The organism is Acidovorax sp. T1 (genome assembly GCF_002176815.1).
Classification (GTDB): Bacteria; Pseudomonadota; Gammaproteobacteria; order Burkholderiales; family Burkholderiaceae_C; genus Acidovorax.
In genome coordinates, this window is record NZ_CP021650.1 from 63081 (window position 1) to 79174 (window position 16094).

Genomic DNA, 16094 nt, shown 5'->3' on the forward strand with positions numbered 1-16094 from the left:
AAACACGTTCGGCCAAGGAAGGTTGAGCGCTCGCTTGCCGCTCAATGGCAAGAGCTTGGGAGGCAGTATGCATTTGGGCCTGGCGCGCGCGCAGCTGCTTCCCCGCAGCGATGGATACCGCCGCTTCACTGGGTCACCAATTGACGCGCTGGTCTACCTCGTCGGGTTGAGCTGCCAGATCCCAATCCGGCTCGCCTTGCGCACCATCATCCACCGGCGCGTCGCAGCCCTCCCACAGCGGTGGCCCGCGTGCCGGGGTGATGTGCGGGGGGGCAGACTCCACCCCGATGTGGTTCAGGATGTGGCGGATTTCGGCGCTGTGGGTGATGAAGGCAATGATGCGCATCTGCCCACCGCACATGGGGCACAGCAGCGGAAATGCCTCGTAGATGCGGGCAATCAGCACCGCCCACAAGTAATGCGCCGCTCGCTTCGGGCGTGCTTCAGGTTCGGGTGTGGGTGTGGCCGCGTTGCCCGGCGCCGCCACCCCAGGTACGCCCGCGCCAGGTTGTGCAGTCTCCACCGTGGCTGGTTGCGACGCAGCAGGCTGAGCCAGCGCCGTTACCGCCGCTCTCAGCGGCGAGTTTGGTGCCAGCACACCAAAGTAGCGGTGCCGGTGGGTGCGTGGCGGTGGCACCAGCGCGGCGATGCGGTCGATCAGTTCCAGCGGTGTGAGGTGCAGCTCATCTGCCTTGGCACCACGCTTGTCACTGGTGGGCTCGCTGCGCTGTTTGGCACAGCGGTACACCAGTTTGCTTCCCTCTTTGCGTAGGCGCTCCATGGAAAACGGTGGACGCGCGCAATAGCGCAGCAGCCGCTCCAGCGCAGCGCGGTCGTGGGCTTCGATGCAGACACCGGCGTCCACCGAGAAGCCGCTGTGTTTGTAGCCCAGCATGTCTTTGGCGTCACAGTTCTCCAGCAGGCCCCGAGCAACGAAGGCGCGCAGGATGCGTTTTTGCAGTGTGGTCTGCACTGGGGCCACGGTAGCCGCATCGATGCCGGTGGCCGCGTGAAAGATGACACCCGGCGATGAGATTCGAGGGGTCGCATCAGCATCGCCCTCGCCCTCCACTTCCTCAAACACCCCGTCCACCACACAAACGTGGAAGTGGACGTGTTCATTGAGGCTGGAGCCGAATCGGTGAATGAAGGCGATGGCACCGATGTGCAGGCCTGCCTTGTCCATATGGGCCGCACCGGGGCTGTGGGTCTGCAGAGTTTGTGCGATCACCCGCAGAAAGATGCGCAGCACCATGCTCAGCACCGCTCCGTCGCGTTGCATGAAGTACCGCAACCTCTTGGGCACGGAGAGCACCCACTGGCGCACCGGCAGGCGGGGGAAAACGTGGTCGCTCAGGTGTGCCGCCGTCTCCACCATCCGCCGCGTGGTGCACGAGGGGCAGACTCCCCGGCCTTTGCAGGAGAAGGCTACAAAGTAGTCGTGCCCACAGTCGCCGCAGCGAGCGCGGGCAAAGCCATGGGCAAAGATGCCGCACTCAAGGCGACCTGCGGTGACGAGAACGTGACGACGGCGGTGAGATCGTCGGTCGTCTCAATGGTCTCGATCAGCCCCCAGAGCTCGATGTTCGAGGAGGAGTTCTCGGCGGTGGTGACCCACTTCCACGTGAAGACGATGTCGTTCGACGTGACGGGCTCGCCGTCGTTCCAGAGGAGCCCTTCCTTGAGCGTCAGCGTGACTTGCGTGAGGTCTTCGGAGAGCGTGCCATCCTCGACGGACGGGACGCTGGCGAGGAGCTGTGGGCCGAGCGAGCCATCGGCGAAGTAGGTGAGCAGCGGCTCGAGGACAAGGCTGGCGGCGTAGACATCCTTGCTGCCGGTGGAGCGATGCGTGCTCAGCACCGACGGCGCCTGCGACTGGATGATGCGCAGCTCGCCGCCGGCGCCGCGGGTTTGCCCCTCGGTGCCGTCATCCGGGAATCCGGCAACCGGCGAGGCGACGGGCGACGCCGCGTCGCTCGGCGTTGCGCTTTGGGCGGCGACCTCGCTGGCGATCACGTTGGCCGCAGCGAGTCCGACGCCAAGCGCGGTCGCGCGCTGGACGAAGTCGCGGCGGGAGAGATCACCGGCGCGGAAGCGGTCGACAAGACGGCGGAGCGGCTGGGTCGATGGAGTCTGACTCATGACAGGGGTCCTTCGTGCTGAGCGGCATCGGACGACTCGGTCGTGATGCCGGGATCGGTCGACTGGGGCGCGGCGAACGCGTCGAGTCGCTGCGCGTAGATGAAGAAGATGAAGTCAAGGTCAGAGGTGACAGGGATACCAGGCGGGGGAGGTGAAGAAGAGTCGTTCCAGCCATGGCTCGGCGAGATGCCTGATCCCGGAGCGGAGCCGATCGACGGATGTGGCGAGGGTGATTCTCACGAAAAAGCCTCCTCATCGTGGGGACGACGGGAGGCAGACCACCCCTGACGGTGTGGCGCTCCCTCATCTCCCAGGATTCCCTGCCGGACTTAGCACCTTCCCGATATGGATCGGGGGGTTGCTGGGGCTTCATTGGGCCGGTCCCTCTGCCCCTCTGGATGAGGTCGTGACAGGCTTCGCCTGTCTGCAAGAAACTGTATCTGGTTCCCGGGGGAGAGTCAATAGTTCGAGGGAAGCGTCGAAACGCGAGCCGGGGAGGAGACGATCGTCTCCTCCCCGGCTCGTATCTGACGTGATGGGCAGTGATGGGGTTATTTCACCAGCTCGCCGAGGCGGTCGAAGTAATCCGGGAAGGTCTTCGCCGTGCACCCCGGATCGAGGATCGTCACGCCCGGCGCGCGGAGGCCCGTCAGCGCGAAGCTCATCGCCATGCGGTGATCGTCGTAGGTATGCACCTCCGCCGGCGTCACCGGCTGCGGATGGATCGTCAGACCGTCCTGGAACTCGTCGACCACCTGCCCGAGACGACGCAGCTCCGTCGCGACATCCGCGATGCGATCGGTCTCCTTGACGCGATTGTGCGCGACTCCGCGAATCGTGATCGGGGCGTCCGCGTACGGCGCGATCGCGGCGAGCGTCTGCGCCGTGTCCGAGATCACATTGAAGTCGAAGTCGCCGCCGTGCAGCACGCCATCCTGAGGACCGCGGACCGTCGTGGAGGTCTCCGTCATCGTGACCGTCGCGCCCATCTGCTCGAGCACGCGCACGAACTGGAGATCGCCCTGCGTCGAACGCGTGCCGAGGCCGTTCACCCGCACCTCGCCGCCCGTCACCGCCGCCGCTGCGAAGAAGTACGACGCGTTCGAGGCATCCGGCTCGATGTGATAGTCGCGCGCCGCGTAGCGCTGCCCCGGCGCGACGCGGAACGTCTTCCAGTCGACATCGTCGATCTCGGTCTCGACCCCGAACGCGCGCATCACGTCGGCCGTGATCGTGATGTACGGCTTCGAGACGAGCTCGCCCTCGACCTCGATCGTGACGCCATCACGCGCGTACGGTGCGGCGAGGAGCAGTCCCGTGAAGAACTGGCTGCTCAGATCGCCCGGCACCACGGCGCGTCCCCCGGCAAGGCCGTTCGCGCGCACGATGATCGGCGGCGCGTCGGTGCCGGCCTCACTCGTCGCGTCGACGTCGAGCTGACGGAGCGCGCTCAGCAGCGGACCGATCGGGCGCTGACGCATGCGCGGCACGCCATCGAGCCGGTAGGTGCCGTGGCCGATCGCGAGGATCGCGGTCAGGAAGCGTGCCGTCGTACCGGAGTTGCCGATGAACAGATCCGCCTCCGTGGCCGGGAACTGGCCGTCGCCCCCATCGACCTCGAAGCGATCATCCTCCGGGAACGCCTCGACGTCGATGCCGAGCGCGGCGAGCCCCTCCGCCATGTAATGCGTGTCATCGCTGAAGAGCGCGCCGGTCAGCGACGAGTGCCCGTTCGCGAGACCGGCGATCGGGAGCGCGCGGTTCGTGATGCTCTTCGAGCCGGGGACGCGGGCAGTGCCGATCACCGGTTGCGTGACCGGGATCATCTCGATGCGATCGGGGGCGGTGGCGGTCGAGGATGCCATGAGGTGCTGCTCTCCAGGGAATAGGGCATGGTGACGAGCGTGCGTGGTTCGCTTTCCTAATCCTACGCGAAATCGATCGGGATGCGAAACGGCCCGGATCGTCGTCGATCCGGGCCGTTTCGCGAGGGGATAGCGGGAGGGAGCGCGGCGTTACTCGCCGAGAATGGCGCTCACGATGGCGTTCGTGTTGAACGTGATCATCTTGATGTAGGTGTCGCCATCGGAACCCGCCTCGCCGAGTGCGTCGGTGTAGAGTTCCGGGCCGACAACCACGCCGGCCTCGGCAGCAATGGCCTCGATCACGGCCGGATTCTCGATCGTTTCGGCGAAGATCGCCTTGACGCCGGAATCCTGGATCTGCTGGACGAGCTCCGCGACCTGCTGCGCGGATGGTTCTGCCTCCTCGGTCGTCAGGCCGAGGACCGTGCCGACGATCGTGAAGCCGTAGGCATCGGTGTAGTAGCCGAGAGCATCGTGCGAGGTGACGAGCTTGCGATCCTCCTCCGGGATCTTCGCGACCTCGGACTTCACCCATGCGTCGAGGGTCTCGAGCTCGCCGAGGTAGGCCTCGGCATTCGCGGTGTAGGCATCGGTGTTGTCCGGATCGGCGGCGATCAGCGCGTCACGGATCGTGCCGATGGCGATGATCGCGTTCTGGACGTTGCCCCAGATATGCGGATCGGTGTCGCCGTGATCGTGCTCGTCGGCGGGCGTTGCCGATCCGTCCTCATGGTCGTCGTGATCGTCCTCGCCCTCCTCGTACGGATAGGAAATTCAACCGCATGAGGCCAAGTATGGCACGAGTTTTGGGCCTCGAAACACGTTCGGCCAAGGAAGGTTGAGCGCTCGCTTGCCGCTCAATGGCAAGAGCTTGGGAGGCAGTATGCATTTGGGCCTGGCGCGCGCGCAGCTGCTTCCCCGCAGCGATGGATACCGCCGCTTCACTGGGTCACCAATTGACGCGCTGGTCTACCTCGTCGGGTTGAGCTGCCAGATCCCAATCCGGCTCGCCTTGCGCACCATCATCCACCGGCGCGTCGCAGCCCTCCCACAGCGGTGGCCCGCGTGCCGGGGTGATGTGCGGGGGGGCAGACTCCACCCCGATGTGGTTCAGGATGTGGCGGATTTCGGCGCTGTGGGTGATGAAGGCAATGATGCGCATCTGCCCACCGCACATGGGGCACAGCAGCGGAAATGCCTCGTAGATGCGGGCAATCAGCACCGCCCACAAGTAATGCGCCGCTCGCTTCGGGCGTGCTTCAGGTTCGGGTGTGGGTGTGGCCGCGTTGCCCGGCGCCGCCACCCCAGGTACGCCCGCGCCAGGTTGTGCAGTCTCCACCGTGGCTGGTTGCGACGCAGCAGGCTGAGCCAGCGCCGTTACCGCCGCTCTCAGCGGCGAGTTTGGTGCCAGCACACCAAAGTAGCGGTGCCGGTGGGTGCGTGGCGGTGGCACCAGCGCGGCGATGCGGTCGATCAGTTCCAGCGGTGTGAGGTGCAGCTCATCTGCCTTGGCACCACGCTTGTCACTGGTGGGCTCGCTGCGCTGTTTGGCACAGCGGTACACCAGTTTGCTTCCCTCTTTGCGTAGGCGCTCCATGGAAAACGGTGGACGCGCGCAATAGCGCAGCAGCCGCTCCAGCGCAGCGCGGTCGTGGGCTTCGATGCAGACACCGGCGTCCACCGAGAAGCCGCTGTGTTTGTAGCCCAGCATGTCTTTGGCGTCACAGTTCTCCAGCAGGCCCCGAGCAACGAAGGCGCGCAGGATGCGTTTTTGCAGTGTGGTCTGCACTGGGGCCACGGTAGCCGCATCGATGCCGGTGGCCGCGTGAAAGATGACACCCGGCGATGAGATTCGAGGGGTCGCATCAGCATCGCCCTCGCCCTCCACTTCCTCAAACACCCCGTCCACCACAGCGCCTCCCGCCACGAGCAGCGTCAGGTCATCGGGTTTCTCCGAGATGGGCACCATCGTATCGGGGCCGATCTCGCCCAGCTCGTGCGCACGCCCCGTCTTCATGCGGTCGAACTCACTTCCGCGGGACCGGCCGGCGCGCATTTTCGATTCCTCCCAGAATCGCCGCTTGGCGTCTGCCTTGCTGAGTCCCGCTCTCGCCATGAGCTGCGCGTGCTGCGGTGCGAGTATCAGCCACGGCGCACCGCCGTAGATATAGTCGCTGCTCGCGGGATACTGCATCGTGTCCGCGATCATTGCGATGACGTCGTCAGCGTCGCGCGCCGTGATGTTCATGTTCCAGGTGCCGAGCGCGCCCACGACGGTGACGGTGCTCTGTTCGGCGCGGTAACCGCGCTCGACATGCAGCGGCTCCCATGGCGAGGCGCCTTCGTTCTCCGCGCAGCAGAAGGTGTACTTGCCCGGCTGACCCTGTGTGGCCTTGTCCATGTCGCCGGGCAATCCACCCCCGATGTTCTGCAGGATGAGGCGCAGCGCCCGACCCAGCGTGCCGTTGGCCCACGTGCCGGGGCCGAGACAGTTGCCGCCGCTGTTGACGCCGAGCGTCTTCACGATGGGGCCGTTCAGGACGAGAAACACGGCGGACGGATTGGTCGTGACCTGCAGCGCCTGGAGATGGAAGTGCGGGTCCGCGACCGCTTCCGCCGCGGCAATCAGCACCGGCAGGTATTCCGGGTAGCAGCCCGCCATCACGGCGTTGATCGCGATGTGCTCCACCGTGGCCGCACCGAAACGCGGCGCAATGGTGGCGACGATCTCGTCGGGGGCGCGCTTCGTATGTTGCAGCATGCGGGCCACGCGCTCCTTCGTGGGCGGCATGATCATGAGGCCATCGGTCCAGCGCCGTTCCTGGAAGAGACGGTTGATGCCTTCCAGATCGTCCTCGGCCTCGATCAGCGCCGCACGCGGTACGGTGGCCTTGCCTGAAGCGGATGTCGCGGCGACTTTTTCACAGGCCAGCCGGGCAATCTCGTCGACGCAGCGTCCCGCGATCTCGCGCAGCTCCTCGCGGCTTCGCGTGCCGAAGGGATGTGGAATGACCGCGATGGGAAGATCCGCGGCGCCGAGCGCCTTCTGCTGCGCCCGCCCGAGCCCCTGAAAGCTTTCCGAACAGACCGTCATCGAGGCGATACCCTGCTTCGCCATCTCGACACTGTCGTGGACACTCCACGACGTGCAGGAGCCTCAGTCGCCCGAGCCCGTGATGACGACGTCGCAGGTGTCGGCGAGCTCGCGCAGCATCTCCGCCGGTGCGGGCATCGATGCGCTGCGCTTTCTCATCTTCACGACGCGCGCCACGCCGTAACGGGCGGGCAGCAATTCGGCAAGTTCGTCGACGAGATGATGGAAATTCGGTTTGGCGTTGTCGATGAAGCCGACGACCCTGCCGGCGAGCGTGTCGAGCGATACGCGCTGCGCAAGCCCTGCGTTGCCGCCCGGTGCGACCGGGTCGTAGACGAGCACGCTGTCTGACATGAACACTCCTCCGCGATTGTGGGCGAAAGTGGCAGGCCACCTCCGGCCGCCCTCATCCCCGACCCTTCACCCGGGGGGAGAAGGGGGGTGCGCAGAGCTTACTCTGCGAATGATCGGGAGCACGGTAACCGAGCGCTCCGGAAAGTGTCAAACGCACCGGGGCTGCGTGCGATAATCGATCGAAGAACCAACGCCCGTCACGGAGTCTCCCCGCATGAAAGAGACCAAGGCTGCGCTCATGCGCGCACTGCTCAAGGAAGGCATCGTCGTGTCGCCCGGCATCTACGACGGCTTCAGCGGCCGCATGGTGGAGAAGATGGGTTTCAAGGCCGCGGCGACCGGCGGCAGCGCCATCACGAATTCGCGCATCGGTCAGCCCGACATCGGCCTGATGTCGATGCTGGAAAACGTAGAGGCGTGCCGTCACATCGTGCGCAATCTCTCCATACCCGTCATGGCCGACGCCGACACGGGCTATGGCAACGCGGTGACCGTGCATCACACCGTCGAGTATTTCGAGGAGGCGGGTGTGGTCGGCATCAACCTCGAGGACCAGGTAAGCCCCAAGCGCTGCGGCCACATGCAGGGCAAGGAATTGATCGATGCACGCGAGATGGCGAAGAAGGTCGAGGCCGCCGTGCGCGCGAAGAAGGATTCCGACTTCATCATCAATGCCCGCACGGACGCGATCGCGGTGGAAGGGATGGAACGCGCCATCGAGCGGGCGAACCTCTACATCGCCGCGGGTGCCGACATGGTGTTTCCCGATGCGGTGCATTCGGAAGACGAGATCCGCCGCTTCGTCGATGCGGTGAAAGCCCCGGTCAGCATCAACATGGGATTCGCCATCCGATCCCGGCCCACGACGCCGCTGATCCCCATCAGGCGTCTCGCGGAGATCGGTGTCGCGCGCGTCACGATGGCGCGCATGCTGCCCTCCGCCGCCCTGATGGGCATGCACCGGGCGCTCGAGGTCCTCAGGGAAAGCATGGAGACGGGTGAAGTGCGGGACCGGCCCGATCTCATCTACGGCATGGAAGAGATAACCGACCTCGTGGGCTATGCAAAGATCGCGGAACTCGAATCCGCGTACCTGCTGGAAGAGCAGCTGGAGGCGAAGTACGGCGCGGCGAAGCCGGACTACGTGATACGAGAAAAGCAGTACTGACCGGTACATCCGGGGAAACGACAAAGGGAATCATGAGCGAGCAGAAACAGGACGTCGTGGTCATCGGCGCGGGCATCGTCGGCGTGGTGACCGCTTTGAGTCTCCAGAAGGAAGGCCACCGCGTGGCCATCATGGATCCCGATCCGCCGGGACAGGGCGCCTCCTTCGGCAACGCGGGGTCGCTCGCACCCGGATCCATCATCCCGCTGGGCATGCCGGGCACGTTCAAGCATGTGCCGAAATGGGTGCTCGACCCGCTCGGGCCGCTCTGCATCTCGTGGCATCACCTGCCGCGCGTGCTGCCGTGGCTTCTGCAGTTCTCGAAGTCGTGCAATCTCGAATCGGTGACGCGTTCGGCGAAAGCCATGCGCAGCCTCAACAAGGGCTCGGTGCACGATTACGCGCAGCTGCTCGGCGAGGCGGGGGCATCCGATCTGCTGCGTCGTGAAGGCATGCTGAATGTCTACCGCACCGAAGCAGGCTTCGCGGGCAGCGCGCTCGGCCGGAAGATCCGCACCGACAACGAATGTGAGGTCGTCGTCGTCAGCGAGGCGGACATACGGCGCATGGCACCGGCGCTGTCGCCGGAATATCGCTACGGCTTCATGCTGCCCGACGGCGGCCACGTGCGGAGCCCGCATCGCGTGGTGACGACGCTCTGCGATTACTTCGTCCGCAACGGGGGCACGCTGCTGCGTGAAAAGGCCATGGGCTTCGACGACGCCGGCGGCAAGGTCCGCGGTGTGAAGACGGCGAGCGGAGTGGTCGAGGCGTCCGCCGTCGTGCTGTGCGCGGGTATTGCGTCGCGTCCGCTGGCCGCGGCACTCGGCGCGCGTGTGCCGCTCATCGGCGAGCGCGGTTACCACATCGAGATCCCGACGCCCGGCGTGAAGCTCGACGTGCCGGTCACCGATGGCGAAGGCAGGTTCATCGCAACACCGATGGAGGGCGGCATCCGCATCGCTGGAACCTCGGAGTTCGCGCCGTACGGACAGTCCCCCAACTGGCGGCGCACCGAGGCGCTAGCGCGGCTCGCGAGGGGCATGCTGCCCGGCATCGACGTCGAGCCGCACAGCCGCTGGATGGGACATCGGCCTTCCACGCCCGATTCGATACCGGTCATCGGCCGTTCGCCGAAACTCGGCAATGCCTATTTCGCCTTCGGCCACGGACACTGGGGGCTGATGGCGTCTCCCGCCACCGGGCAGGCCATTGCCGCGCTCGTCGCGGGTCGCGACGCACCGTTCGACATCACCCCCTTCAACCCGACGAGGTTCGAATAGCCATGAATCGACAGGCGCTGGCGTTTGCTGCTTTGATCGTGACCGCACCGGCGCTCGCGCAACAGTACCCCACGCGCCCGCTGCGGTTCATCGTACCCTTCGCCGCGGGCGGCGGCGCGGATATTCTTGCGCGTTCCATCGGGCAGAAGCTGACGGACGAATTTGGACAGCAAGTCGTCGTTGACAACCGCACGGGGGCGAGCAGCATCATCGGCACCGAGGCCGCGGCAAAGGCGCCGGGGGACGGTTACACGATGCTGATCGTCGGCACCGGGCACGTCGTCAATCCGAGCATGTATCCGAAGCTGCCGTACGACACGCTGAAGGATTTCGCGCCGATCACGCAGCTCACCTCGTCCCCCAACGTGCTGATACTGCATCCCTCCGTGCCGGCGAAAAGCGTCAGCGAACTGATGACGCTTGCACGCAGCCGTACCGCGCCGCTCACGTATTCCACCGCGGGCAACGGCACGGCCGGGCATCTTTCGGCGGAACTCTTTCGCCTCACCGGCAAGTTCGAGCTGACGCACGTGCCATACAAGAGCGCGCCGCAGGCACTGACGGACGTCGTGAGCGGGCAGGTGCAGATGCAGTTCAGCAACTTGATGGCAGCGCTGCCGCACATGAAGACCGGCAAGGTGAACGGATAGGAAATTCAACCGCATGAGGCCAAGTATGGCACGAGTTTTGGGCCTCGAAACACGTTCGGCCAAGGAAGGTTGAGCGCTCGCTTGCCGCTCAATGGCAAGAGCTTGGGAGGCAGTATGCATTTGGGCCTGGCGCGCGCGCAGCTGCTTCCCCGCAGCGATGGATACCGCCGCTTCACTGGGTCACCAATTGACGCGCTGGTCTACCTCGTCGGGTTGAGCTGCCAGATCCCAATCCGGCTCGCCTTGCGCACCATCATCCACCGGCGCGTCGCAGCCCTCCCACAGCGGTGGCCCGCGTGCCGGGGTGATGTGCGGGGGGGCAGACTCCACCCCGATGTGGTTCAGGATGTGGCGGATTTCGGCGCTGTGGGTGATGAAGGCAATGATGCGCATCTGCCCACCGCACATGGGGCACAGCAGCGGAAATGCCTCGTAGATGCGGGCAATCAGCACCGCCCACAAGTAATGCGCCGCTCGCTTCGGGCGTGCTTCAGGTTCGGGTGTGGGTGTGGCCGCGTTGCCCGGCGCCGCCACCCCAGGTACGCCCGCGCCAGGTTGTGCAGTCTCCACCGTGGCTGGTTGCGACGCAGCAGGCTGAGCCAGCGCCGTTACCGCCGCTCTCAGCGGCGAGTTTGGTGCCAGCACACCAAAGTAGCGGTGCCGGTGGGTGCGTGGCGGTGGCACCAGCGCGGCGATGCGGTCGATCAGTTCCAGCGGTGTGAGGTGCAGCTCATCTGCCTTGGCACCACGCTTGTCACTGGTGGGCTCGCTGCGCTGTTTGGCACAGCGGTACACCAGTTTGCTTCCCTCTTTGCGTAGGCGCTCCATGGAAAACGGTGGACGCGCGCAATAGCGCAGCAGCCGCTCCAGCGCAGCGCGGTCGTGGGCTTCGATGCAGACACCGGCGTCCACCGAGAAGCCGCTGTGTTTGTAGCCCAGCATGTCTTTGGCGTCACAGTTCTCCAGCAGGCCCCGAGCAACGAAGGCGCGCAGGATGCGTTTTTGCAGTGTGGTCTGCACTGGGGCCACGGTAGCCGCATCGATGCCGGTGGCCGCGTGAAAGATGACACCCGGCGATGAGATTCGAGGGGTCGCATCAGCATCGCCCTCGCCCTCCACTTCCTCAAACACCCCGTCCACCACACAAACGTGGAAGTGGACGTGTTCATTGAGGCTGGAGCCGAATCGGTGAATGAAGGCGATGGCACCGATGTGCAGGCCTGCCTTGTCCATATGGGCCGCACCGGGGCTGTGGGTCTGCAGAGTTTGTGCGATCACCCGCAGAAAGATGCGCAGCACCATGCTCAGCACCGCTCCGTCGCGCTGCATGAAGTAACGAAGCCGCTTGGGAACCGACAGCACCCACTGGCGCACCGGCAGGCGGGGGAATACGTGATCGTTCAGGTGCGCTGCTGTCTCCACCATGCGCCGGGTGGTGCACGAGGGGCAGACTCCCCGGCCTTTGCAGGAGAAAGCGACGAAGTAGTCGTGCCCACAGTCGCCGCAGCGAGCGCGGGCAAAGCCATGGGCAAAGATGCCGCACTCAAGATACTTGGCAAACGCTTTGCGCACGAAGGGCTTGGGGGTGTGGTGGTCGCCCTGGCCGTCGAACTGACCCGCGCTGGCCAACTCTAGCCAGGTCTCGTAGTGCTCGGCTACCGTTTGGTAGAGCAGCGTGCGTTCGGGGTGGCGTGGGTTGTAGAGCTTGGGCTTGGAAGTGGCTGACATGAATACTGTACAAATGCACAGTATTCTGCGGCGATTGTTTGGGTACGCAAAGCACAAGGCCCGAACCGTCGCCAGTTCGGGCCTTGTCAGGGTAGCTTGGCTGCGGACTTACTTGCGCGCAGGCGGCACATCCGTGCAGCTGCCATGCGCCACTTCCGCCGCCATGCCGATGCTCTCGCCCAGCGTCGGATGCGGGTGGATGGTCTTGCCGATGTCGACAGCGTCCGCACCCATCTCGATGGCCAGGGCGATCTCGCCGATCATGTCGCCCGCATGCGTGCCGACCATGCCGCCGCCCAGGATCTTGCCGTGGCCCCGGCCAGCATGGCCGTCTCCTGATCCTGCTTCGGGGCTGTCGTCGAACAGCAGCTTGGTGACGCCTTCGTCGCGGCCGTTGGCAATGGCGCGGCCCGAGGCCGCCCAGGGGAACAGGCCCTTCTTGACCTTGATGCCCTGCTGCTTGGCCTGGTCTTCGGTCAGGCCCACCCAGGCCACTTCGGGGTCGGTGTAGGCCACGCTGGGGATCACGCGGGCGTTGAAGGCGGCGCTGGCCAGTTCCTTGTTGCCCTGCAATTCGCCGGCGATCACTTCCGCCGCCACATGCGCCTCGTGCACCGCCTTGTGCGCCAGCATGGGCTGGCCCACGATGTCGCCGATGGCGAAGATGTGCGGCACATTGGTGCGCATCTGGATGTCCACGTTGGGGTCTCCTCGTTTTCAGTGCAATAAGTGACGGTACGAAAAGCTAGCACTGGCGCGGAGGTGGTGTTGGTAGATCGTTGATTTCATTGACTTTCCTGTTCACTTTCAAATCTGCGATTCGTGGCGTCAAACCGTGGTCGGTTTCATCCATTGGTGCCAGTTATCGATGCATTTGGCCGCGAAGGCAGGATTTGGTCAGCATAGCGGTCAACCGGGAAGCGAAACACACCCCGCAAGTTGATGCTCTCCAGCCTGGTGGGCGCAATCTTCCCGATCAGTTCCGGTGGAATGACCTGGCGGCGGTTCGACCAGCGATCCAGGACCGCCTGCATCTGTGAGGTATTCCACGCCATCACGATGTTGGCCATCAGGCTCAACGCATCGGCCACAGCCTGCATTTCATCGACACGTTTGGCCTGCGCCGGGCTGATCCGGCCGGTATAAATGGCGCGCTTGAGGGCGTTAACAGCCTCGCCCCGATTGAGCACCCGGCGCAACTCGTTCCTGAAAGCGTCCTTGACAAAGTAGTCAGCCAAAAACGCCGTACGCAGCAACCGCCCCAATTGCACGCCAGCCTCATAGATTGGATCGCCCTGGGCGGCAGAACCGAACCGCGCAAGAGCTGCCACCGCACTGGCATGTCCGCTCATGACCGAGGCTGCCAGGTGCACCAGACTATCCCAATGCTTTTCGATCAAAGCGACGTCGACATTGGCTTCGCACACCGCAGCGATTTCTGCGGGCACTTTGGTGCCGCGTGGCACAAAGAGGTGGCGCTGTTTGAGTTCCTTCAACCGCGGGCAAAGATCAAAACCAAGCAAACGGGCATGTGACATGGCAAAGTCGGTGTAGCCATGGGTATCCACAGCAAGCTGGCTGGTCTCCAGCTTTTCTTGGCGGATGACACCTTCAATGGCCACGCTCGCCTGGCGCTCATTGAGCACAAAGGGCTGCGCATGGAAGATGCCCCACCGGTCTTTTACATGGGAGTAGATTCCAATGGAAGGTGTGTTGCGCCGAGGATCAAGCCGGGCTTGCCACACCCGTTTGGTGGTCTCCATGCTCATCATGTCAGAAGATGCCAAATCGGACCGCCCCCAGGTGGCGGCAATCGGGTGTCGCTGCATGAATTCCAGCACAGCCTGGCAGGCCTGGCTCAGACGCCGTTCGTCCCGCGCCCAGCGCATGGCCTGGCGAATGCTGGTGGCAGACAATTGCGGAATCATGCGCGCGCATTCGACCGCAGTCAGACTGGTGCCGTGGGCCATGATGCCGGCATAGACCATCAGCAGCTCGTCGGTAGAGCGCGGCTCACGTCCGAGCATGATCCAGCTAAAGCGCACCTGGGCGTCAACGGCCAGAATCACTTCCGGCAATTGAACCTCACCGATGCGGTGATCCAAAGCCGCGCGCAGCTTGGTCACTTCTGGGTCTTCGTCCTCTGCGGGCAATGGCGACAAATGGAGTTCATCATCCACGCGCAGTACGCCACTGCGGGCTGCAGCGGCCACCGCATCGACACCGGCAGTTACTCTGGCCAGCAAAGGCTTCAAGAAAGTGGCAGCCTTGCTGGGTAACGATAGACGGGCATAGTGTTTCTTGGACTCTGCCTGCCAACGCTCGTCCGTGAAGAACAAGCGCGCACGACCCCGAAAGCTCAGGCTGTGCTCAATCCAGACCGAGCCATTGCGCACCGCGCGGCGCAGGGCAAACAGGGTGGCCACCTCCAACGCCTGAAACGCCCGTTCCCGGTCTGGGCTGGAGATCGAAACCTGCCAGATCATTCCCAGACTTGGTGCCACCACTTCAACTGGCAGCTTTCTGGATCCTTTGAGATATAAAGCTTGCAGCTTGGCAAGGTACTCGATGGCAGGATGCTCGCCGGTGGCCTGCCAGGGCAGCTTTGCAATGGCGACGAGCAACGACCGCACGGGGCGAATTCCATCAATCAATCCCTCGCGGACCAGGGAGGCCCTGCTCGGTGGTTTGCGTTTCTGGGTTTCGGTGATCAAGGCTTCAAGACGGGCACGCAACTCAGCATCTGGCACCGCACCTTGCGCGCTCAAGGCAACAAGTTCGCCGAGCAGCGTTTTGTACATTGCGGCCCAATTGACGGTAGCGGGGACATCGGCGGCAGCCTGACGCCACAGATCGGCGATCCGGCGCTGCACCATAAGGATCAACTGGTCTGTGGTGGTGAACAGGCAATACCGAAGAAAGCATGCGACCTCCACGGTGCGCGCTGGCTCTTTGATCTTGGCTCCGGCTGAGGGCGGCCTGGAGACAAGTCGGCGCGCGTAGCGGCGCAAGATGAGATCGGGGATGTCTGCCAGGTGCTTATGAACGTCCAGCGTGTAAAGCAGGTCGATGCGCTCCAGTACCTCGCTGATTTGGCGGGTTGAGTGTTTCGCCGGTGCAGCCCATAGCCAACTCTGCTGGGTTTGTCCATCTGGGCGCAGCTCTGAAACTGAGGCTCGCCAGCGATCAAGTGTTGCTGGATCAACGCTGGCGGCGATGGCGGTGCCTGTTTCAACTTCAAGCTGGGCAAGTGCCGCCGCAATCAGTGTCCGAATTGCCCGCTCGTGCACGATCACCAGCTTGTTCTTGTACAGCCATTGACGCGCCCGCACGAGTAGCTGATCGCGGTCGGCGCAGCGCGCCACTTCGTCGCGCAGTTCACGTACCAGTGAGCGGCGCTGGTGCTCGCTCATCCACTGGAATCCAAGGACCGTGCAGGCTACTTGTTGGTGATCGAATAGCGTGCGCCCGCGTTCATACATGGCTCTCAGCGAGGCGACTTCTGGTGCTGCAATGCCAAGCTCGTTGCCAAGGTGGCGCCACAAGGCTACTGGAATTACCCGAAAGGCACCGAGCAAACGCCCACTCATGCGCAGGAAACCAATATGGAGCGCCAGACCAAGCTTGTGGGAATCACCTCGGCGTGCATTGATTGCGTCGCGCTCGGCACCATCGAAGGTGAAAAATGCCTTCATCTCGAAGTCGCTGATATCGCGGGGGAGCCCACGCATCCCCAAAAACGTTGTGTGCCAACCCTGCATCGTGAACCTCAAAAGTGGGAGGCCACCATACCCGTTTACAAAGCGAACA

Annotated in this window: 8 protein-coding genes, 4 pseudogenes and 1 riboswitch; of the genes and pseudogenes, 3 read left to right on the forward strand and 9 right to left on the reverse strand. The window is 64.1% G+C overall.

Annotation, left to right across the window (positions count from 1 at the left end; all coding sequences use genetic code 11):
* Positions 1–133: 133 nt before the first annotated feature.
* The 6 genes and pseudogenes from CCX87_RS20210 to CCX87_RS21715 form a co-directional block, all read right to left on the reverse strand.
* Positions 134–1501, reverse strand: a pseudogene (locus CCX87_RS20210) (IS91-like element ISPps1 family transposase); the annotation flags it as partial.
* Positions 1429–2142: an ABC transporter substrate-binding protein gene (locus CCX87_RS20215; protein ID WP_087748614.1), complete on the reverse strand. Its 714-nt coding sequence runs from the start codon at positions 2140–2142 to the stop codon at positions 1429–1431. The gene CCX87_RS20215 and the pseudogene CCX87_RS20210, both read right to left, overlap by 73 nt.
* Before the next feature lie 300 nt (positions 2143–2442).
* Positions 2443–2547: riboswitch (SAM riboswitch) on the reverse strand.
* A 146-nt stretch (positions 2548–2693) separates the two neighbouring features.
* The gene (aroA, locus tag CCX87_RS20220; protein ID WP_087748615.1) at positions 2694–4007 is read right to left on the reverse strand and encodes a 3-phosphoshikimate 1-carboxyvinyltransferase; all 1314 of its coding nucleotides are present in this window, start codon (positions 4005–4007) and stop codon (positions 2694–2696) included.
* Between the two features lie 150 nt (positions 4008–4157).
* A complete protein-coding gene (locus CCX87_RS20225; RefSeq protein WP_087748616.1) occupies positions 4158–4781 on the reverse strand; it encodes a metal ABC transporter solute-binding protein, Zn/Mn family in 624 nt (207 codons plus the stop codon).
* Positions 4782–4956: 175 nt separating this feature from the next.
* Positions 4957–5919 (reverse strand): annotated as a pseudogene (locus CCX87_RS20230) (IS91-like element ISPps1 family transposase); the annotation flags it as partial.
* 1029 nt (positions 5920–6948) lie between these two features.
* Positions 6949–7455 (reverse strand): annotated as a pseudogene (locus tag CCX87_RS21715) (UGSC family (seleno)protein); the annotation flags it as partial.
* Between the two features lie 214 nt (positions 7456–7669).
* On the opposite strand from CCX87_RS21715, the gene CCX87_RS20240 reads away from it, so the two are divergent.
* From CCX87_RS20240 to CCX87_RS20250, 3 genes are read left to right on the forward strand one after another with little or no spacing between them, the layout of a single operon-like run.
* On the forward strand, positions 7670–8623 hold the full coding sequence (locus CCX87_RS20240) for an isocitrate lyase/PEP mutase family protein (protein WP_087748618.1): 954 nt from the start codon (positions 7670–7672) through the stop codon (positions 8621–8623).
* Positions 8624–8655: 32 nt separating this feature from the next.
* Complete coding sequence (locus CCX87_RS20245; RefSeq protein WP_087748619.1) at positions 8656–9906, forward strand: NAD(P)/FAD-dependent oxidoreductase; 1251 nt, start codon at positions 8656–8658, stop codon at positions 9904–9906.
* Positions 9907–9908: 2 nt separating this feature from the next.
* Positions 9909–10556: a tripartite tricarboxylate transporter substrate-binding protein gene (locus CCX87_RS20250; RefSeq protein ID WP_087748620.1), complete on the forward strand. Its 648-nt coding sequence runs from the start codon at positions 9909–9911 to the stop codon at positions 10554–10556.
* Between the two features lie 180 nt (positions 10557–10736).
* Here the strand turns inward: CCX87_RS20250 and CCX87_RS20255 are convergent, their stop codons facing one another.
* From CCX87_RS20255 to CCX87_RS20265, 3 genes and pseudogenes are all read right to left on the reverse strand, one after another.
* Positions 10737–12284 (reverse strand): IS91-like element ISPps1 family transposase, encoded by a 1548-nt coding sequence (locus CCX87_RS20255; RefSeq protein ID WP_008328818.1) that lies wholly within the window; start codon positions 12282–12284, stop codon positions 10737–10739.
* Positions 12285–12392: 108 nt separating this feature from the next.
* Positions 12393–12998, reverse strand: a pseudogene (locus tag CCX87_RS20260) (FAD-dependent oxidoreductase); the annotation flags it as partial.
* Between the two features lie 131 nt (positions 12999–13129).
* On the reverse strand, positions 13130–16045 hold the full coding sequence (locus tag CCX87_RS20265) for a Tn3-like element IS1071 family transposase (protein WP_087743256.1): 2916 nt from the start codon (positions 16043–16045) through the stop codon (positions 13130–13132).
* Positions 16046–16094: the final 49 nt, after the last annotated feature.

Excerpts from the sequence above, each read along its gene's own strand:
- CCX87_RS20250 (WP_087748620.1), top strand. The coding sequence starts at position 9,909 with ATGAATCGACAGGCGCTGGCGTTTGCTGCTTTGATCGTGACCGCACCG.
- CCX87_RS20215 (WP_087748614.1), bottom strand. The coding sequence starts at position 2,142 with ATGAGTCAGACTCCATCGACCCAGCCGCTCCGCCGTCTTGTCGACCGC.
- CCX87_RS20240 (WP_087748618.1), top strand. The coding sequence starts at position 7,670 with ATGAAAGAGACCAAGGCTGCGCTCATGCGCGCACTGCTCAAGGAAGGC.
- CCX87_RS20245 (WP_087748619.1), top strand. The coding sequence starts at position 8,656 with ATGAGCGAGCAGAAACAGGACGTCGTGGTCATCGGCGCGGGCATCGTC.
- CCX87_RS20255 (WP_008328818.1), bottom strand. The coding sequence starts at position 12,284 with ATGTCAGCCACTTCCAAGCCCAAGCTCTACAACCCACGCCACCCCGAA.
- aroA (WP_087748615.1), bottom strand. The coding sequence starts at position 4,007 with ATGGCATCCTCGACCGCCACCGCCCCCGATCGCATCGAGATGATCCCG.
- CCX87_RS20265 (WP_087743256.1), bottom strand. The coding sequence starts at position 16,045 with ATGCAGGGTTGGCACACAACGTTTTTGGGGATGCGTGGGCTCCCCCGC.